The following is a 20,287-nucleotide window of genomic DNA, read 5'->3' as shown; positions in this document are numbered from 1 at the left end:
CGTTGCAGTCACAAACGCCCATGATCGATTTGCATTCCCATATCTTGCCCGGACTCGACGACGGCTCGCCTAGTCTTGCCGAATCGCTGGAAATGGCTCGACTGGCGGTGGCCGACGGAACGACCCACATGGCGTGCACGCCGCACGTGACGCCGGGCGTATATGAAAACGGAACATCGAACATTGTTCGGGCGGTTCAAGAGTTACACCAGGCGCTGCGTGACGCCGCCATACCACTTGCTCTCTACGTCGGTGCAGACGTTCACATAGCGCCGGATCTTCCGGGCCAATTGGCGGCGGGCAACGTGCCGACCTTGAACAGGTCCCGCTATTTTCTGTTCGAGCCGCCGCATCATGTCTTACCTCCACGAATGGAGAATCTTGCCCTACGCCTGATAAATGCCGGCTTTGTCCCGATTCTCACTCATCCAGAGCGTTTGACCTGGATCAAAACGAATTACGAGGTTATCGAGAGGTTGAATGCAATGGGCTGCCTGATCCAGCTTACTGCCGACTCGATTGTTGGTGCTTTTGGGCGCACGGCACTTTATTATTCGGAAAAGCTGATTGACGAGGGCAGGGTGGACATTATTGCATCGGACACTCATAGCGCTACGCGCCGGCGTCCTGGGCTTTCGCAGGCCGTCGCTGCCGCTGCCAAGCGATGTGGGGAAGACGAGGCCCGCAACATGGTGTTGAAACGTCCAGGCGAAATATTGGCGAACCGACCCGTTGAGCCGGTCGGAAAAGCACGCCCGCAAAAACCAAACGCCGGCAACGCCGGCCGATTTGGAGGATTGGGCCGTCTGTTCAAGGGCGGGACAGCGTGATGGGCATTTTCCGTTTCGCAAGCCATATGAGCACGGCTTTGGTCCTTCTCGTTTCACTCGCGATATCCGCATGCACGAGCACTTCGTCGACGACACCATCTTCGTCCGTTGATGCGCTGCAATTGACATCATCGTCCACGCCACTTTCAGGTGGCGGCGCTCTGCGGGTTGTGAAGGAACTGCCTGCGCCGCAAAATACACAGAACGGCAGCGAGCAGCCTCTATCTCCGAACGATGTGCTCGAGGTGAACGTGTTTCAGGTCGACAACTTGAATAGAACGGTTCAAGTGGACTCTGCTGGCCAGATTTCGCTTCCGCTTATTGGCACCATTACCGCGGCAGGGAAGACCGTCCGTCAGTTGGAGCAGGAGATCGAGACCACTTACGGCGCCAAATACCTGCAGTCGCCTGACGTGACGATTTTCGTCAAGGAATCGATCGGACAGCGCATAACCGTCGATGGCGAAGTCAACAGGGCCGGTATTTATCCGGTGTCGAGCAATTCTTCTCTCATCGATGCGATCGCCCTTGCTGGAGGGTTCAATGCCGTTGGGGATGCAAAAAAAGTCTTTGTCTATCGCACTATCGGCCCAACCACATTGGTCGCCAATTACAACGTCGAGGAGATTCGTGGTGGCAAGAGCGGCAATCCACGGATCTATGGTGGCGACAAGATTGTCGTCTTCGCCTCGAAGTCGAAAATCGCGATGAACAATCTCAAGGACGCCCTCGGTGTTGCCTCAAGTGCTGCCCGAATTGCCGTGATCCCAGGACTATAAATCGCGGTCGTATTTCGGAATACAGACGAAACCTAGGATTACCTCGCACCATGCTCGATCGTAACAGACAGCATCAAATTGCAGGCCCAGGACATAGCCAGGCGTTGTCCGCGGACCTCTATTATGACGGTGCGCAAAACTATAGCCCCTATGGTCGCGACCACTCGGAGCAGGATGAGGGCTTCAGCCCGTTAAAGCTGCTGTTTTACGCTGTCCAGTACCGCTGGTTGATCGTCATGATGGCGGCGGCTGGACTTGTCGCCGGCGTCATCGTTACCATGATGCAGACGCCAAAATATCAGGCGACCACGCAATTGGAGGTGCTTGTTCCTTCGGCCAAGGTCTTCCAGGACATCGAGGTGGTTTCTGAAAACGCGGACGTCCGGGCCTTCCTGACGGCCCGTGAAAAGCTCAAAAGCCGTGCATTGGCCCAGCGCGTTGTCTTCCAGTTAGGGCTTAGTGAAAAACCGGATTTCCTGTTCCCCACGCCGGATTTTTCCCTCGGAAACATCTTCTATCGCGCGTTTGGAATTTCCAAATCGGCCTCCATAGAGGAGAAAACGCCGGAGCAACGCGAGGCGATTGCGATCGGGCGCATTCTAACTGATCTCACCGTCAACGTTGTTCCCAACACGAGCCTGCTGTCGATCACGTTTGTCGATCAGAAACCGAAATATGCAACCGATGTGGCCAACCAGGTCGCGCAAAGCTTTATTGACCAGCGCCTTGACCAGACAAGCGAAACATCCGATCTGGCACGACAGTTCATCCAGGAACAGGTCCTGCAGGTGAAGCAGAAGCTTCAGAAATCGGAAGAAGAACTGGTTGCGTATGCGAAGGATGCCGGCATCACGACAACCGGTGACGACAAGTCTCTAATAGGCTCGAATATCGAGGCGCTGAACACCGCCCTTGCGACAGCGATCCAGGATCGTCTCGATGCAGGGCGGGTGGTAGACCAGATAGATAAAGGCCGCGGTTCGAGCTTGGCCCCCGTCCTGGAAAGCGAAGGTCTGCAGAAGCTCAGTGAAAAGCTGGCGGATTTGACCAGCCAGTACCAGCAGAAACTGGGTATTTTAAAGCCTGGTTTTCCGGAAATGCAGCAGCTCCAGTCGCAGATCAAGGAGTTGCAGCGGCTCTATAACAACGGCGTCCTAGCCATAACGGATTCGCTGCGGTTGAAATACCAGGAGGCACAGAACAAGGAGGCCGATTTGAAGGCCAAACTTGTCGAGATGGAAAAGCAGCAGGTTATCTTCAACGACAAGAACATCAAATACACGATCCTCAAGCGCGAAGTGGATTCAAATCGTTCTCAATATGACAGCCTCATCGCCAAGCTGAACGAGGTTGGTGTCAGCTCCGAACTCAAGACCCAAACCGCCGCAATCGTAGATTTTGCCACCCAGCCGAATCGCCCATATTCGCCGCGCCTAGGCATCAACGTCGCCATAGCGCTGGCGCTTTTCCTGGCTCTGAGCGCGTCTGTCATTTATGTCATCGAACTCCTTAACAACACCTTCACCAATCCCGAGCAGGTTGAAAAGGAGCTCGGCTTGGCGATGCTCGGCATCTTGCCGCTCGTCGATGACCGGGAACTCGTGGCCGCTATTGCCGATCAGAAATCCGGCCTGTCGGAGGCCTATCGTTCGCTTCGAACATCGCTGCAGTTTTCCGGTGCGGAAGGCGCGCCACGATCGCTGGTCGTCACGAGTTCGGAGCCTTCGGAAGGCAAGTCGACCACATCGTTCAAACTCGGCCAGGATTTTGCCGCGCTCGGCGCAAGGGTTCTCATTGTCGACGGCGATCTCCGCAAACCGAACCTTCATCGCCTGTTTGGTCTCGACAATACGATCGGACTGAGCAATCTGCTGACAAACACCGTTCGCAAGGAGGATCTGGCGAGCATTTTCAGGGCGACGAAATATCCCAACGTCACCGTTCTGACTTCTGGCACGATCCCGCCAAACCCAGCGGATCTGCTCTCGTCACCGAAGATGGCTCTTATCATAACCAATCTCGGCAAGCGCTTCGATCTTGTCATCATCGACGCGCCGCCGATCGTTGGCCTTTCGGATGCTCCTATTCTCAGCCGGCTCGCTGAGGGCACATTGATGGTCATCTCTACCAATCAGGTGACGCGCAAGTCGGCCAAAGCGGCGTTGAAGCGCATGCGAGCCGCCGGTGCCAATGTGGTTGGGGCCGCGATGTCCAAATTTGCGGTGAACAAGTTCGACTACAACTACGCCTACAAGTACATGAACTACCAATATTACAACTACGGCGCGGATACAGCGAAGATTGAGGGCAACGTGGATCATGGAGCAGACCAGCCCGCTTATGCGAAATCTCCGGCGTTCAAGCGTTTGGTTCGTCGCATCCGTTCTAGTATTGGCGGCTTCGTCGATCGGGCTAAGTCGGTTACTTGAGACGGAAACGCCAGCCGTTTCTCTTGCGCTGGATCCGCTGAACGTCGATGCGCTGATAAGCGAGATCACCAGCGATCTGAACGACACGAATAACGCTCCGGACCTTGAGGCCTTGCTTGCCAGGGCCAAGGATGCGCTTCGTTTCAATCTGGCCGACGCACGTCTCTACAGCCTGATCGGTGAGATCAAATATCGGCAAGGCGAGAGAGACGAAGCCTATAAGCTTTTCGATCAGGCCCTAGGATTGTCCAAGACGGAAATCCATGCGCTCCAGAGGTCTATCGGCCACTCGACCGAGACAGGTGATCTGTCAAGGGCTGTCGGCGAGATCGACACATTGCTGCGGCGATGGCCAGACCAATTTCCGGCGATCTCCGATGGCCTACCGAAAATTCTCTCAGATCCCGACGGATACCAAGCCGTGCTGACGGCCATCAAGGCGGAGGCGCCCTGGAGGGTCAGTCTGATCTACGCCCTTAGCAAAACCTCCGAGGGGCTCGATTTCGCAAATCGGCTGCTGCTCGACTTGACCGGATCAAACGCGCCACCAAATTCGGGCGAACTCAGTGCCGTCATCAACGGCTATTTTCGCCAGAGGGAATATGGACCGGCATATCGGCTATTTCTTTTCAGCCTGTCCGATCAAGAGCGGAAGCTGGTTGGATATATTTTCAACGGCACGTTTGAGCCGGTCGCCGGCGGCAAACCGTTCGATTGGCAGACTCGCGATCAATCGGGCCTGGAAATTACATTTGCGAAATCCCAGGATGCGGTGGAAGGCGAGAGTGGCGCGACGGTCCGGTTTTTGAACACACCGGTCAAGAACACAGCCCTTCAGCAGTACGTCGCGCTGCCCCCAGGCTCCTATAGGATTTCGCTGTTCGCCTCTGCACGCAACCTGAAGCTTCCAAAGGAGTTGTTCTGGTCGATCAGATGTCTGGGGCCGGCCGGTGAGATCGCACGGTTCAACATTCCTGAGGGCACATTCAACCGACAAAGTCTGAGTCAGGATTTTTCGGTCGGGCCGACTGACTGCCCCATGCAACTGTTGACGCTGCAGACGGCCGCCATTGCCGAGAGCTGGCGATTTCGATATGTCGGCACCTTGGTAATGCACAAATTGAGCATCGAGAGACTTCCATCTTGAATGACCGTTCGTCGGAATGGGATAAATATTTCCTCGGCTCGGTCTTGTTCGTATCGCTGCTGATCGGCGGTGGTACTGCGAGCGGCCTTTACACGGACACTCTGATCGAGGTTGCGGCCATTGTTTCGGCGGCGGCCGTCTTTTCGAAAACCCCCGGCCAGAGAATCCCCCGGTTTGTTCTGTGGCTGCTGATCTTCGCCGTGGCGTTGACCTTTCTGCAAATCGTCCCACTGCCCGCGGCCATATTCAACGGGTTGCGGCCGGAACGGCTGCTCGGAGATGCCTGGGTTGGAGAAAGCCGTTTTCGCTTCATCAGCGTTGGGCTCGGCCGCACGGTCGAATGTCTGCTTTACCTTTTGGCCGCGACGGCGTTTTTTTTGGCGGTATTGCGTTTGCGTGCCGAGCAGGTCAGCGCGCTCCTGCCGTTTTTCTTCATGGGCGTTATCTGCAACGGTCTGGCGGGAGCAATCCAATATTCGCTCTCCGACGATGTCGCTATTGTCGGGCTGTTGCCTTTTACGATCAATGCCGGGCTTTTCGCCAACGTGAATCATTTTTCGGCGTTGCTTTTTGTGTCTATCCCCTTCGTCGTCTATTACGGTCTGTTCCGTGGACATCTCTTGGCTGGATCCTTCGGCCTGATCGCGCTTTTGTTGCTTCTTTTGGCCGCCGGTTCCCGCGCCGGTGTTCTGATCGGGTTGGCGATCACCGTGTTATCCGTGGTCTTTCTCTCAGCCCGTTCGAGGGTGAGTGGACACAGTGTTCTCCTGATTTTTATCGCGCTTTCGATCTACACGATAAGCGCCTGGACCAAGCTGGATGCACAGGCCCTTGATCCGGCGTTCGGGCGAGGAGAATTTGCGCGAACCACAATCGAGGGCATCAAAGACAATTGGGCGACAGGCATTGGATTCGGGAATTTCCAGAAAGCCTACCAGATATACGAAAGAGCAGGCATGATTTTCAGGGAGTATGTGAATCATGCTCACAATGAATATCTTGAAATTACCTTCGAAGGGGGAATTCCTGCTATCCTGCTTATGGTAGGCTATTTCGTATTGCTTTTGATTGCATTGGCCAGGATTCGCCGTGACCCACTTCAGAAGGCCGCATTCCTCTCGGTATCGTTTCTGCTCATTCATTCCCTCGTCGACTATCCGCTGCGGACCGAGGCGCTGGCCATGACCTTTGCCTATATGAACGCCATCATCTTTCACAAAGGATTTGCGGAACGCCTGAGCCGTAAGAGCGAGATGATCGAGATCGACCACAACGGTGACAAGCTACTTGTTCCCATCGGAACGTCGTCTTAGCGACCTCGTCGCCACGGCTCGTCGCCACGGCTCGTCGCCACGGCTCGTCGCCACGGCTCGTCGCCACGGCTCGTCGCCACGGCTGGTCGTCGGCTGAATGAGGCGGACGACTGGCAGGCAAGCGCCCTGACTGCCGGCTCCTGCTCTCAGCTTCCTAAGCCCAGGCAATATTTTCCTGCCCATTTCAAGCGGCATCCGTCGCTGAGCAGAAATTTCCCGATTTTGCTGGCCGTACGGAAAATTCATTCCCGAACCATTCGGCCGCAAGCCTGTCTTGCATTGTTCTGGACCGGAACGATCTGCTAGAAAGCCCGCACGAGAATAGATTGTCCGGAAGTGCAGTTTGAATCGGGCGGCTGAAGGTCGCCTCCGATGCAGGCCCTTCCGTGGATCGGTACGAAAGAACGCTCGCAGTCCATGAACATCGCACTTACGCACCTTCAGCGGCTTGAGGCCGAATCCATCCATGTTTTTCGCGAGGTGGCCGCGGCTTTCGCCAAGCCGGTGATGCTCTATTCGGTCGGCAAGGATTCGTCCGTGCTCATGCACCTGGCGATGAAGGCATTCTATCCGGCCAAGCCGCCCTTTCCCTTTCTCCATGTCGACACGACCTGGAAATTCCGCGAAATGATCGCCTTTCGCGACCAGATGCAGCAAAAGCTCGGTTTCGACCTCCTGGTCCATGTCAATGAAGACGGGGTGCGCGACAACATCAATCCGTTCGACCATGGCTCCAACACCCACACGCATGTGATGAAGACGGTGGGACTGCGGCAGGCGCTAGACAAATACGGGTTCGATGCAGCCTTCGGCGGTGCCCGCCGCGACGAGGAGAAGTCGCGCGCCAAGGAGCGGATCTTCTCCTTCCGCAACGCCCAGCACGTCTGGGATCCGAAGAACCAGCGGCCGGAGATGTGGAAGATTTTCAACACCCGCATCGCAGCCGGTGAATCGATCCGGGTGTTTCCGCTGTCGAACTGGACCGAGCTCGACATCTGGCAATACATTCTCCAGGAAGACATCCCGATCGTGCCGCTCTACTTGGCCAAGCAAAGACCGGTCGTCGAGCGCGACGGCATGCTCATCCTGAGGGATGACGAACGCATGCAATTGCGGCCTGGTGAGAGGGTGCAGAACCGGATGGTGCGGTTCCGCACGCTCGGCTGCTATCCACTGACCGGCGCGATCGACTCCGAAGCCGACACTCTGGAGGCGATAGTCGGCGAAATGCTCACGGCGCGCACTTCCGAGCGGCAAGGTCGCCTGATCGACCGCGACGAGGCCGGCTCAATGGAAAAGAAGAAGCGCGAGGGGTACTTCTGAAAATGCGCCACATCATGGCCAAGAGCCTCGCCCCGACCGACGGCGTCCGCGACTATCTGGCGGCGCAGGAACGAAAGTCGCTGCTGCGCTTCCTGACCTGCGGTTCGGTCGACGACGGCAAGTCGACGCTGATCGGGCGTCTGCTTTCCGATACCAAGCAGATTTTCGAGGACCAGCTGGCGGCGCTCGAGCGCGACTCGCGCAAGCACGGCACCACCGGCGACGACGTCGACTTCGCGCTGCTGGTCGACGGTCTCGAGGCCGAGCGCGAGCAGGGCATTACTATCGACGTCGCCTATCGCTTCTTCGCCACGCCGAAGCGCAAGTTCATCGTCGCCGACACGCCCGGCCACGAACAATACACCCGCAACATGGCGACGGGGGCATCGACCGCCGATCTCGCCATCGTGCTTATCGATGCGCGCCAGGGCGTGCTGCGCCAGACAAGGCGGCATTCGATCATTGCCTCGCTTCTGGGCATTCGCCACATCGTGCTCGCCGTCAACAAGATCGATCTTGTCGGTTTCGACGAGGCGGTTTTTACACGGATCGTCGCGGATTACGGGCACTTCTCGCGCGAGCTCGGCTTCCAAACGATCATGCCCATACCGATGTCGGCTCGCTATGGCGACAACGTTACTGGTCGTTCCGAGAGGACTGACTGGTATTCCGGCCCGACGCTGATCGAACATCTCGAAACCGTGTCGGTCGACCAGGCCGCGGTCGAATTGCCGTTCCGGTTCCCGGTCCAATATGTGAACCGTCCCAATCTCGATTTTCGCGGTTTCGCCGGCACCATAGCCTCCGGGTCGGTTGCGCCGGGCGACGAGGTGGTCGTCGCCAAATCGGGCAAATCCTCCCGTGTCAGGCGTATCGTCTCGCATGGCGGCGATCTTCAGCAGGCTATTGCCGGCCAGGCCATCACCCTTGTCCTCGACGACGAGGTGGAAGTCTCGCGCGGCAATATGCTGGTATCGCCGGCGGCGCGGCCACAGGTCGCCGACCAGTTCGCCGCCAACATCGTCTGGTTCGACGAACATGCGCTGCTGCCTGGCCGCTCCTACATCCTGCGCACCGAGACCGACCAGACTAGCGCCACTGTCACCGACCTGAAATACCGGGTCAACGTCAACGACTTTGCCCATGAGGCGGCCAAGTCGCTTGAAATGAACGAAGTCGGCATCTGCAACATCTCGACGCGGTCGCCGATCGCCTTCGATCCGTTTGCCGAAAACCGCACCACCGGCGCCTTCATCCTGATCGACCGCATCACCAATGCCACGGTCGGCGCCGGCATGATCCTGCATTCGCTGCGCCGCGCCGAAAACATCCACTGGCAGTCGCTCGATGTCGGCAAGCGCGCCCGCGCCGATATGAAGAACCAGCGGCCGGCCGTGTTCTGGTTCACCGGGCTTTCGGGCTCGGGCAAGTCGACCATCGCCAATCTGTTCGAAAAGAAGCTGTTCGCCACCGGGCGCCATACCTACATTCTGGATGGCGACAACGTCCGTCACGGCCTCAACCGCGATCTCGGTTTCACCGACGCCGATCGTGTCGAAAACATTCGCCGCGTCGCCGAAGTGGCACGCCTGATGGCCGACGCCGGGCTAATCGTCATCGTGTCATTCATCTCGCCGTTCAGCGCCGAGCGGCGCATGGCGCGCGAATTGATGGCCGACGGCGAATTCGTCGAGGTGTTTGTCGATACCCCCTTCGAGGAATGTGCCAGGCGCGATCCGAAGGGTCTCTATGCGCGGGCGTTGAACGGCGAGATCAAGAATTTCACCGGCGTTGATTCGCCCTATGAGGCGCCGCAAAAACCTGAAATCCATCTCAAGACCCTCGGCAGATCGGCCGAGGAGATGGTGGACGCCCTGGAACACTGGCTGAGCGAGCGGGACATTGCCGAAGACCAATATGACAGCGGCGGCGGTATCTGACGACGAAGCGATGCTAGCCGTCTTCGAGCGCCTTGCCTTGGCGGCGGGTCGCGAGGTGATGCGCGTCTTTCGTGCCGGCTGTGCGGTCGACAGCAAGTTGGACAGTTCGCCGGTGACGGAGGCTGACCGCGAGAGCGAAAAGATCATCCTTGCCGGGCTGCGCGCCGCATTTCCAGAGATTCCATGCGTGGCCGAGGAAGAAGCCTCTGCCGGCATCATGGCACCGGATCTCGGCGACGCCTTCTTCCTGATCGATCCTCTCGACGGCACCAAGGAGTTCGTCAACCGGCGGACCGATTTCACTGTCAACATCGCGCTGGTTCGCCATGGCGTGCCGGAGATCGGCGTCGTCTTCGCGCCTTGCACCGGCCGCTTCTTTTCCGGCCGGCCTGGCAAAGCGGAAACGATCGAGATCAATGACTACGAGATCGTCGATCGCCAGCCGATTTCGGCAAGGGCCGGTATGGTGCCGCTGACCGTCGTTGCCAGCCGCTCCCACAACACACCGGAAACCGACGCCTATATCCGCGCGCTTGGCGCCGCCGAGATCGTCTCGGTCGGCTCATCGCTGAAATTCTGCCTTGTCGCCGGCGCCGAGGCGGACGTCTATCCGCGCTTCGGCCGCACCATGGAGTGGGATACGGCCGCGGGTGACGCGGTGCTACGCGCTGCCGGCGGCATGACGCGCACGCTGGATGGTGAGCCGCTCGCCTACGGCAAGCGCAACCAGAGTGATGACGAGGATTTCGCCAACCCGCATTTTATCGCAAGCGGCAAGGCTGCTGGCATTGGCTAGACGGTGATTGCGCAGTTCCAGACCCGTACGAAAGTGCGGGTGTTGCAAGTGACTTATGCAAGCGACCTCAGATACTGCTCGCCTGTAAACACAGCGGTACGATCCCTATCCTACCTACAGTCGGGTCGGCGTGGCGATTCGCTTCGTGTCCGGGTCGATGCTGCGGGGCCTTCACACGGTGTATCCAAATTGCTATATACCGATACACTTGAACGGCTATACGAGCGAGTGATGGCGTTCCACATCAAGAATCCCGAGACTGACGCGCTGGCCCGCCGGGTCGCCGCGCTTAAGAGGACTGGTCTGACAGAGGCCGTCCATGCCGCGCTCAAGCATGAGCTTGAGCGCGAACAGGATAGACCGTCCCTGGTGGAGATCGGCGTCAGGTTCTGCCGTGATCTGCGAGCCCGGGGCAAGCCTGATCACGGCAGGCCCGCCGACAAGGCGTTTCGCGACAGCCTGTACGAGAATCACTGATGTTCATCGACGCCTCGGCCCTGACGGCGCTGATGACCAACGAGGATGATGCGCGCGAACTCCTTGCACGCATGCAGCAGACCGGAAAGCGGCTGACCTCGCCACTCGCGGTATGGGAGGCTGCAATCGCGGTCGCGAGAGTCTTGGACTTGGCAATCAGCGAGGCGGCCGAGGCCGTGGAAAGCTATCTCTCGTTGATGGAGATTGACATGGTCGCGGTGCCGCCGAACACGGCTCGACTCGCGCTTGACGCTTTCGATCGCTTCGGCAAGGGCCGGCACCCGGCGCGGCTGAATTTTGGTGACTGCTTCGCCTATGCTTGTGCCCGGCATTTTGACCTGCCTTTAATGTTCAAAGGCGCCGACTTTCCGCAGACCGACATCGACGCTGCGTGAGTGCCACAGTCTCGCAACGCAGAGCGCAAGCGTCGCTTACCAGCTTGTCGCGCTCCCCATAGTGTGACGGTTTAGCCGACTGTCACGGAACAAAAATAGGTTGCCCGTTCCACGGTCCAGATTGCATCACATTCAAGAACCTAAAGTGCGGCGGGCTTGCTTCGGATGGTTAAAGCCAGGAGCGCCTCCGAAAGTCGCTTCTTCGCCCGCTCGACCCCGTTCTCGTCGATTGCCTCAACATCGAGGAACAAGTCGAGACCAGTCGCATGCTCGCTGATGACCTGAGGGCGCTGGGCGAGTTCACCCAGGAGGCCCTCGACTTCGTAGGGGACAACCTCCCGGCTGATCCCCTTCATGGCAATGGGTGCTAACGGACGCGCCCGGACAAGGTCGCGCACGAGCGCGTAAGTCTCATAGCTGAGGCAGATGCCGCCGGGCTCGGCAATCGACTGCAGACGGGCCGCCAAGTTCGCTTCGGCTCCAATGATCGTGTAGTCCATCCGATCATCGGAACCGAAGTTCCCAACATTGCAATAGCCCGTGTTGATGCCCATGCGAGCTCGGAAGGGCCGTTCAACTCCGCGGTCATGCCACACCCTGTTCAACTGCTCCAGTCGACGCTGCATGTCGACAGCCATGCGCAAGCAGGCTCTCGCGTCTTCCTCGACGCCTTGCGTTTCGGGGTCTCCGAAGAACACAAGAAGCGCGTCGCCGATGAACTTGTCGACGGTGCCGCCGTGTTTGAGCGCGATCGTCGACATCTCGGTGAAGTACTCGTTGAGGAGAAGCGTCAGGTCCTCGGGCTGGAGCCGTTCCACGATCGCGGTGAAATCCTTGACGTCGGAGAAAAAGATCGTGAGCTTCTTGCGCTCGGTCGCGATGGTGACGTCCTTCTGGCCGCTAAAGATGCTTTTGTAGATTTGAGGCGAAAGGTATTTGGCGATCTTCAATGAAATCGCGGCCAGGAAGTCGTTTGCCTCCGAAAGCTCCTTGTTGATGCCCTGAATCAACGCGGACTGCCGACGCTGCAGGAGAATGAACGTCAGGCCCGCCGCCGCCGCGAAACCGAAATATAGGAGCAGATACTTGAAGGTCAGCACGTTCGCAGCAATAGGCTGATTGACTGATATCTCCTGGATCCCTCGGACATCCCCTACCTTCCAGTCCGTCTTGGGGCTGTCCGGGTGTGAGTTATGGCAGGTGACGCAGACTTGTCCCATTATGACAGGGGCCGCGGCGCGGACCTGCCGGTCAAACAGTGAACCCGAGACCTCGATGATCGGCTCCTTCGGGTTGGCGCGCAAAGCCAGGATTGCATTCCGCTCGAACGCATCGAGCTGGTGGGGGGCGCGGCCTTTGAAAGGCAGATCCGAGACGAAGCGATATTTGACCGAGCCGTCATGAGCGCTGATGCGCTTGCCCAGTTCGATCGAGAGGGTTGCTGGAATAGGGATCGCGCCTGGCACGTCCCGGTAGTTGTGCGTCGCAGTCACGGCGCCGTTAGCTTGCAGCACGCGTCCCACGACGTCGCTGCCGTAAAATCCGCGCATTTCGTCGATGATGCGGCTGATTTCGCTGGCTTGCCTGCGCAGCATCCGTTCCGACAGGTCTCGGAGGTCGAGCCAGGCTGCGACGGGCAGACCGATAAGGCCGATGACCACTGCCGCCACAAGGAGCGGTCCCATGGTGCGCTGCTGACGCGCAATCTGTTCACCCAGTCCAGCCATTGTGCAAACGCCCGGCCGTCACAGTATGTGAACTATAGCTCATTCCCGGCACGGTACCAGAGTCAGTCTTGGCTCGATGAAAACACGTCAGCCCTGCAATGTCAGAACGACCATGAGCGGTTGTTGCGAAGCCCCGACCCTCACAGCGGATTTCGCATTCTGGCGCTAGACGGGCAGTGAGTCAGTGAAGGGATGTCGCAAAGTCGGTTGTGGCCCGGAATGCGCTCCGCGATAACCGCTCAGGGCCCAAAAATTCACCTCTGGCAAGGTTGGGACTTCTGCGGTCGGAGAGCGCGTCGGAGAAGAAAGTGTCCCGCGAAACGTATCCGCGCGTCGGTCGCACTATGGAATGGTTCACCGCGGCGGGGTGACGCGCGCTGCCGGCAGCATGACGCGCACCTGAATGGTGAGCCGCTCGCCTGCGGCAAGCGCAACCAGAGCGACGACGAGGATTTCGCCAATTTGCGTTTCATTGCCAGCGGCAACGCTGCCACGGCCGCTTAGGCATCATGATGAACTCCAATCCCGTCCCGGCTCGCCCCCCCAATGACGCCGTCGCGGATGCTACGCCTGAGTGAGGCACCTGTTTTCAGGCGAACGCTCGTGGCAGGGAGTAACCATCCGGGTGTGGATCGTGGCAGAGGCCCTTTCGCGTGTTAGACTGCTTGCATGGAGATCGACACCGACAAGATCGACGAAGCCGTTCTGGGCCTGCTTTGGCTGACGCTGCATGAAGAGAGGCGCGCCTGGAAGGGGTTGGATTGGAATGCTCTGGATCGCTTGCACGAGAAGGGGTTGATCGCGAATCCGGCAAACAAGGCGAAGTCCGTGGTTCTGACAGATGAAGGACTGCGGCGTGCGGAGGAGCTATTCCGAACCCTGTTCACCCTTCCGGCCCCGTGAGCCATCCGCACTAGGCGGGCGCCCTAGCTCTCGCCGCGGCGGCCAAATTCGTCTACGCCAACGGGCGCATCCAGTCTGTTAAGGCAGTGGCAGAGAACACCGCAGCCGCGGCCCTCAATGTCAACGGCATTGGCGCGAAGTCCATCCGCAAAATGCTTTCTGCCGGCGAATCGGCGCTACGAGCCGAGTTGCAGGCAGGCAGCGGGTCTGCGCCCGCTGCTGGCACATGGGATGTTGAAGAGGCAGATTACCACAAGCAATGTGTCATCATGACTGCGGATTTCCGAAGGCAGGTTTCTCAAGCACGAGCACATGACTACCAAGAGGCGATGTGTGAGTGCTCTTGACCTGGAACCCCTCGTCGGACAGCGTTTCGATGAATTCGCCATCCGTCCCCGGCGGAACGCGGGCAACAACGTTCGAGGTGCGCCTCACAATATTGGAAAGCACCCTTCGCGCCTTGCCTGGGCCGATGTTGCGCTGCATGTGCTGGTAGACAGCCAGCAGCAGGACGATATCGTATTTCGGCAGAAGGATATTGCCGAGGCGCCGGCTGCCGAGATTCAGGCGATCGAACCGGGCATGCACCGGGGAGCCACTCAACAACATCTTTGCAGTCTCGATATGCGGCTTGGCAATGTCGATCCCGTGGATCGAGCTGGGTTTCAGCTTGGATATCTCATAGGCGACAACACCCATATTGCAGCCAACATCGAGAATGGATTTTCCGGCGTAGTCGACCTTTGCGGAGAATAGCCCGTCAAGTCTGTCGTCCCACGTTCCTGCAAAACCCCTTTTGAATCTTGACCACCACAAATCATCAGCTCCTTTGGGAAGAGCCCCCTTGAGCGCCTCCTACCACGAGAGAATTAATGGTCGATACCCATTCAACTGGAATTGATCACATCGACGAACCAAGGCAGGGATGTGTGCGGCGGCGTTACAACCCCATCACCTTGAGTGCCGCGGGAACCGGATAGCGGCTGCCGTCATAATGCAGCCGGTAGGTCCGCTTCACAGCCTTGCCGGGATGGGACTGGCATTCGCCATCCTTGTCGGCGGAGGGATTGTCGGTATTCGACCGCTCGACCGCAATGATGTCATGATAGCCATGATGGCGCGCCGGGCTCATCGCCAGGCTGACCTGGCTGGAATGAAACGATCCAGCGCAACTGGCATCACCTTCGCCGCCATGGCCGGCCACCACGAGGCCGTCGAGCACCAAGCGCAGCGCATCGCTGGCGACGGCATAGAGCCGCAGGTCGGTTTCAGTGAAGGGAGTAGCCTGCGAATGGTTTGCCATTTCGATGCGCAGGCCGAAGGCGGGGACCTCAGGGGCCAGTGCATAGCGGCCGGTGTCGAATTCCACCTTACGGATCGCGATGGCATCATCGGTCATCAGTCCAGGCTGGAGCAGGCGCTGGCGCACCCGCAGGCTCTTTCTATCGACGACCAGTACCTCGATATCGCCGACATGCAGGTGGTCGCTGTTGGCGCTGTCGATCAGCGGCACAGCAACCAACAGCAGGTCGCCATGGGCGGGCCAGATCTTGCAGATCAGGCCGAATGGCGCATCGCTCTCCGGGAGCGTTGAGGCGATGCTCGTATGGGGTTCAAGCGTGAACGAGGCGCCGTCGGCGCTCTTTCGGGCCTTGGGATAGGCCTGCTGCACCAGGGCGGCGGCATCGCCGCAATCGCCGGCCGCTGCCCGGGCGGGCGACAGGCTGGCGAGGGCGGCGCCGAGCAACAGGACAGGCAACACTATTCGCATGGAGTTCTCGCGTCGCAGGGCCGGGTTCGGCCAGGGCCCTTCTACGCGAGATGGGCGGCGACGCACAGGTGTAGGGAAGTGACGGCTAGCTCCACCCGCTGCGTCAGGACCATAGGTATCCTGGAAAGCCGTAAAGTCCGAGTTCGCTTAGGGACGGTGATCATGAGAACGCCGCCCGAGCAGCCAATTTTGGCAATGCTGTTCGAGCTACCTGAGACACAGATACTGACAATGTGATCTCGATTGCCTTGTCGCGCTCCGATTAGATAAAGAAGCGCTCCGACAAGAAACCTCTACAAAACCGGATCTCGCCGATCCGTCAAGCGCACCTTCTAGGGTGTACACTCCAAGATTAACTCGGCATGACCTCCGTTTCTGACCCCCTGAGCCGGGCGCGTTCGCTGTCGGCGCGGTATCGAAGCAAAACCAATGCCGCGCTTGCTTCGGCTTTCCGAAACCCCAGCTTGTCTTTCCTTGAGACTTGGCAGCACGGCGCGTTCAGTCGGAACCGTGCTGTCTTCAATGCACAGCCAGTCCAATCAGCCGGCGAGCTTGTAACGCCGCCAGCCTTTTTGGCAGCTGCGAGCGTCGCATTCGTGTCGAGTTCTTCGAGGACAACGAGGTCGTTTATCCAGCCGCTTGCCCGGACCGCCAGTGCTAGGTCCACCCCATCGGCCTGGTCCGGAACCTCAGCATTGATGACAATATCATAGGCATCATAGGCGCCGCGAGTAAACATCATACCGGACACCTTGCCACCAAGGCTTCCCAAAACCGCCTTGATTGCAGCTTCTCGGTCTGAGCCTTGTATCAGTCCCTTGTAGGCATGGCGCGGATAGTTTCCCAGGATTGTCACTTTCATGGGTATTCCTCCCGATCTTGTACTTAGTCTCGTTATTGATCGTGAATCAACACGGAGCTATGGCGGACGGTTGGGTCAGCCCTAACCCTGCATCGCAACGCTCTTGCTCGTATCCAAAGCAGACAGCGGGAAAGGTTCGACCTGCCCTGCGGTCTTGTCCAAATACTGCATCAAGGCCGTCACGAGGTGGTAGAAAATGCTCGCGGGGACCTCCGTTGCCAGTGACCTTCCGCGCTCGTCAATCCTGTCGATCCACAAGCCAAGCGGTGCGGGATCGATATGCCATTTGAAGAGGCGCGCGACACGAGCTTCGATCTCGGGTTTCAGATCAGGCCCGCCGATGCCGTCCAGGGCGACGGCCGCCTTGACGGATTCGCATTGCGGCCAGCTGCGGGAGAGCCGATCGAAGGGAATTCCCTGCCGCGACACGGCTGCATAAGCCAGGCCCGTGGCCCGGTTCAATCCGCTGGCGATCGCCGACGAATAGAGCTTCCTTGCATAGGCTGCCAAGTCTTTCTGCCCGCTTGCCCGCGCGAAATCGATGAGGAGCGAGGCCCATTCGAAATGGTGCCCTGGTTCGGTCCACTGTCCCTCCTCTCCCGGCAACGGTAGCCAATGGACATCGAAATGTTCCCCAAGCGTCCAGCTCTCCTGATCGAAGAAATGGCACCGGAAGAGATCGACGACGCGTGCCGCCCGACGGAGATATGCACGCTCGCCGGTGACGCGATGCCAGGCAAGGAAAGATTCCAGCATGTGCATGTGCGGGTTCGAGAACCGTACCCCCTTCCAGCCGGGGGTCTCGAGGAAGCCGTTCAGGCTGACGTCCTCGAGATGGGTGTCTATGATATGGAACGTCTGTTGGGCCAGCTGCAGGGCATCCTGATGGCCGCATCGGTGAGCATGGGCAAGCGCCAGGAGCACGCAGGAATGGTCGTAGGCGTCCTCCGTCGGGTCAGCCACGCTGCCATCGGAATTAAGGGTGCGCACCCAGCCACCGCGTTCGGTGCGGCCGTGTTTGGCGATGAACTCGATGCCGTGGTCGATGAGCTTGTCGGCCGGTCCAACCCAGCCGCGTTCTTTGGCCACCGCGAACGCGTAAATCTGGCGAGCCATCGTGCGCATACGCTTGGGTTTGCCCAACGGTCTTGCATCGAAACCGAGCGCCTCGTGGAAGCCGCCATACTTATCGTCGACACCTGCAGTGGACCACAGCGGCAGGGTTTCGTTGAAGAGCCAGTGTTCGACCCGCTTGCACCATGACCCGCTGATGATGACCCGGTCTTCCGACGCCGTGAACTTCGTCTCGAGTCGTCCGCTCTTCTCGAGTTGTTCGACGACTTTCTTCACGTTCTGGCTGTGGCTGACAGGAGCGACGAATACCGCGTCCGGTGTCGTCACCACCGCCACATTTTTCATTCCGATGACTGTCAGCAGTCTGCCTTGGCTTCTGAGATAGGAGTTGCCGCAATCCATGGCGACAACGTCGCCCATTACGACATTGCCGTCGCGGTCCGTCGGGCTGGCTTCGAGCAGCGATTGCCACGATCCAAGGTCGTTCCAGCAGAAGGAAGCCGTAACCATCGCAATACCGCGTGCATGCTCCATGACTGCGTAGTCGATCGACGTCGGCGGGACAGCCGAATAGAAGCCCTGGGGCAGGTAGATGCCCGAGACGTCGGTCCGTGCAGTTTTATAGGCCCGTTCCGCGGTGTCCCAGATGTCTGGCCGGAACTCGAGAAATGCCTTCCGCATCGTGTCGGCACGAAACAGGAAGATGCCGGCGTTCCAGTAGAATCTTCCCGAAGCCACATATTTGCGGGCCGTCTCGGCATTGGGCTTGACAAAGTGTGAAACGGTGGCCACTCCGTCACCAGTTGCCGCAGCCTCGATGTAACCGTACCCGGTTTCGGGATGCGTCGGCTTGATGCCGAACACGACAATGCTGCCTGAATCGGCGGCAGGCATGCCCACCTCGACGGTTTCCCAGAATTGCGTTTCAGTCGATATCTGATGGTCGGAGGGGACCACGAGCACAAGCGCGTCCCCGCCATATTCGGAGATCGTGTGCAAGGTGGCTATGGCCACCGCAGCGGCGGTATTGCGGCCGACGGGTTCGAAAATCGGGCTGCCGCCGTTCAGGCCGAGCGGACCGATGTCCGAGATAACGCGGTCGGCATGCCGTTCGGAGGCTATCAGATAGATCGGCGTCTCGCCGTCCGACCGCGCCTTGAGGCGTCGGACAGTCTTCGCAAGCATCGAGCCGTCGCCCGAAAGGTCGTGGAATTGCTTGGGATTGTCTTCGCGCGAGAGCGGCCACAGCCGTGACCCGACGCCCCCGCTCATGATAAAACTTACGATCCGCTCCGGCATGGCCCAGTCCTCTCAAAATGTCTGGTTGTAGGCTCCGACCTCTGGATTGCGGCGCAGCACGGCATCGACCGCCTCCAACATCTCGCGACGGCGTTCCGGCGAGACAGGGCTTTCCACGTCGACAACAATTTCCGGCTTGTTCAACAAGGCCCTGACCAGAGCGCAGGTGCCGTCTGGGCAACGACACGCCCCCATTCACGGTGACGAGATTGGCCAGCGCCTGGCCGACCAACTCGATCCCGCCCTGCGTGAATTCCTCGGCAACTATCGCGACCACGCCGTATTTTACCTCCTCTGGGCAGTGGGGCGACATTATCGGGGTGGCTGAAGGTCAGCGGCAGATCTCGGTAAAGGTCCGCGAGTGTCTTGCCCAAGCTGCGGTCGAGCATCTCGCAAACGGCTATCGCCGTGACGAGCCCGTCGTCGTAGCCGCGCTCGATCGGCGGGTTGAAGAAGAAATGCCGTAAGCGCGATTTTCCCTGCACGTTGACGCGGGCGCTTTCGACAGATGGCCTTCGAATTGGGAACGGTATCTGGTCTGATCAGACTGCTGTTGCTTTGGCGAAGTTGAAGGGCAGCAGATCGTAGATATCAGCGTCCTCGTTGCGTTGAGGCAATTCGGTGAGGACGTGGCGCAGCCACGCTAACGGCTCGACGCCACAGGCGCGGCAGGTCAACATCAGGCTGTAGATGACGGCGCTGGCCCTGGCTCCGTCGACGGTATCGCTGAACAGCCAACTTTTCCGGCCAGTGGCAAAGATTCTCCAGTGGCAAAGATTCTGATGTCACGCTCGAGAAGATTGTTGTCGATCGGCATGCTGCCGTCCTCGGTGTAACGAGTCAGATATCCCCATTGGTTCAGGGTGTAGGAGACGGCGTCGCCGAGCTTGCTGTCCGGCAAGACTTTTGGGGGCGATGTCGTCGAGCCATGCCTTGAGAGCATGGAGGATCGGGACACTATGTTGCTGGCGGAAGCGGCGAATGCAGTCATCTCGCGTTTCGCCGTCATCGGGGATTTCGTTCCGCGCCTGCCTTTCAACCCGATAGAGCTGTTCAAAGAACCGGAGCGCCTGTTCCGGCGGGCCGCCGCCTTTCTTCCTCGCCTTTAGGGCATCGACGAAGCGCCGCCTGGAATGGGCCATGCAGCCAAGATGCGTTGCCCCTTCCAGCGTGCGCCAGGCGGAATAACCGTCACTCATCACGATGCCGCGGTAATCGCCCA

General features: G+C 58.8%; 16 protein-coding genes and 2 pseudogenes. 11 read left to right on the top strand and 7 right to left on the bottom strand.

The features are described 5' to 3' along the window. Positions 1-20: 20 nt before the first annotated feature. The 10 genes from NKJ20_RS30330 (at position 21) to NKJ20_RS30285 (ending at position 11,429) form a co-directional block, all read left to right on the top strand. Positions 21-830, top strand: a complete 810-nt coding sequence (locus NKJ20_RS30330; protein ID WP_352749092.1) for a tyrosine-protein phosphatase — start codon at positions 21-23, stop codon at positions 828-830. Beyond that, a complete protein-coding gene (locus NKJ20_RS30325; RefSeq protein WP_352749090.1) occupies positions 830-1,609 on the top strand; it encodes a polysaccharide biosynthesis/export family protein in 780 nt (259 codons plus the stop codon). The genes NKJ20_RS30330 and NKJ20_RS30325 overlap by 1 nt, the downstream gene beginning before the upstream one ends. 50 nt (positions 1,610-1,659) lie before the next feature. Next, positions 1,660-4,038 carry a GumC family protein gene (locus NKJ20_RS30320; RefSeq protein WP_352749087.1) on the top strand — a complete coding sequence of 793 codons (2,379 nt, stop codon included), beginning with the start codon at positions 1,660-1,662 and terminating at the stop codon, positions 4,036-4,038. Next, positions 4,001-5,185 (top strand): tetratricopeptide repeat protein, encoded by a 1,185-nt coding sequence (locus NKJ20_RS30315; protein ID WP_352749084.1) that lies wholly within the window; start codon positions 4,001-4,003, stop codon positions 5,183-5,185. The genes NKJ20_RS30320 and NKJ20_RS30315 overlap by 38 nt, the downstream gene beginning before the upstream one ends. Continuing rightward, positions 5,182-6,498: an O-antigen ligase family protein gene (locus NKJ20_RS30310; protein WP_352749082.1), complete on the top strand. Its 1,317-nt coding sequence runs from the start codon at positions 5,182-5,184 to the stop codon at positions 6,496-6,498. Before NKJ20_RS30315 ends, NKJ20_RS30310 begins: the two co-directional genes overlap by 4 nt. 417 nt (positions 6,499-6,915) lie before the next feature. Continuing rightward, positions 6,916-7,821 carry a sulfate adenylyltransferase subunit CysD gene (cysD, locus tag NKJ20_RS30305; RefSeq protein WP_352749080.1) on the top strand — a complete coding sequence of 302 codons (906 nt, stop codon included), beginning with the start codon at positions 6,916-6,918 and terminating at the stop codon, positions 7,819-7,821. Positions 7,822-7,823: 2 nt separating this feature from the next. Next, positions 7,824-9,761 carry a sulfate adenylyltransferase subunit CysN gene (gene cysN / locus NKJ20_RS30300; protein WP_352749077.1) on the top strand — a complete coding sequence of 646 codons (1,938 nt, stop codon included), beginning with the start codon at positions 7,824-7,826 and terminating at the stop codon, positions 9,759-9,761. A 10-nt stretch (positions 9,762-9,771) separates the two neighbouring features. Then, positions 9,772-10,557, top strand: a complete 786-nt coding sequence (cysQ, locus tag NKJ20_RS30295; protein WP_352749114.1) for a 3'(2'),5'-bisphosphate nucleotidase CysQ — start codon at positions 9,772-9,774, stop codon at positions 10,555-10,557. Positions 10,558-10,788: 231 nt separating this feature from the next. Further along, entirely contained in the window at positions 10,789-11,034 is a 246-nt protein-coding gene (locus NKJ20_RS30290) for a type II toxin-antitoxin system VapB family antitoxin (RefSeq protein WP_352749074.1), read from the top strand. Then, on the top strand, positions 11,034-11,429 hold the full coding sequence (locus NKJ20_RS30285; protein ID WP_352749072.1) for a type II toxin-antitoxin system VapC family toxin: 396 nt from the start codon (positions 11,034-11,036) through the stop codon (positions 11,427-11,429). Before NKJ20_RS30290 ends, NKJ20_RS30285 begins: the two co-directional genes overlap by 1 nt. Positions 11,430-11,569: 140 nt before the next feature. Here the strand turns inward: NKJ20_RS30285 and NKJ20_RS30280 are convergent, their stop codons facing one another. Beyond that, positions 11,570-13,156, bottom strand: coding sequence for an adenylate/guanylate cyclase domain-containing protein (locus tag NKJ20_RS30280; protein ID WP_352749070.1), 1,587 nt, complete (start codon positions 13,154-13,156; stop codon positions 11,570-11,572). Positions 13,157-13,825: 669 nt separating this feature from the next. On the opposite strand from NKJ20_RS30280, the gene NKJ20_RS30275 reads away from it, so the two are divergent. After that, positions 13,826-14,059, top strand: a complete 234-nt coding sequence (locus NKJ20_RS30275) for a DUF6429 family protein (RefSeq protein ID WP_352749068.1) — start codon at positions 13,826-13,828, stop codon at positions 14,057-14,059. A gap of 267 nt (positions 14,060-14,326) precedes the next feature. Here the strand turns inward: NKJ20_RS30275 and NKJ20_RS30270 are convergent, their stop codons facing one another. From NKJ20_RS30270 to tnpC, 6 genes and pseudogenes are all read right to left on the bottom strand, one after another. Next, positions 14,327-14,758 (bottom strand): class I SAM-dependent methyltransferase, encoded by a 432-nt coding sequence (locus NKJ20_RS30270; protein WP_352749066.1) that lies wholly within the window; start codon positions 14,756-14,758, stop codon positions 14,327-14,329. 241 nt (positions 14,759-14,999) lie between these two features. Then, the gene (locus tag NKJ20_RS30265) at positions 15,000-15,830 is read right to left on the bottom strand and encodes a PA3715 family protein (protein WP_352749063.1); all 831 of its coding nucleotides are present in this window, start codon (positions 15,828-15,830) and stop codon (positions 15,000-15,002) included. Positions 15,831-16,182: 352 nt separating this feature from the next. Continuing rightward, positions 16,183-16,692, bottom strand: a complete 510-nt coding sequence (locus NKJ20_RS30260) for a GYD domain-containing protein (protein WP_352749062.1) — start codon at positions 16,690-16,692, stop codon at positions 16,183-16,185. A gap of 81 nt (positions 16,693-16,773) precedes the next feature. Beyond that, positions 16,774-19,065 carry an AGE family epimerase/isomerase gene (locus tag NKJ20_RS30255; protein ID WP_352749059.1) on the bottom strand — a complete coding sequence of 764 codons (2,292 nt, stop codon included), beginning with the start codon at positions 19,063-19,065 and terminating at the stop codon, positions 16,774-16,776. Positions 19,066-19,077: 12 nt separating this feature from the next. Further along, positions 19,078-19,550 (bottom strand): annotated as a pseudogene (locus tag NKJ20_RS30250) (phosphomannomutase/phosphoglucomutase); the annotation flags it as partial. A 57-nt stretch (positions 19,551-19,607) separates the two neighbouring features. Beyond that, positions 19,608-20,287, bottom strand: a pseudogene (tnpC, locus tag NKJ20_RS30245) (IS66 family transposase); the annotation flags it as partial.

Origin of the sequence: Mesorhizobium sp. M0185 (assembly GCF_040322175.1) — a bacterium.
GTDB lineage: Bacteria > Pseudomonadota > Alphaproteobacteria > Rhizobiales > Rhizobiaceae > Mesorhizobium.
This window is presented reverse-complemented; position numbering and strand designations above follow the sequence as displayed.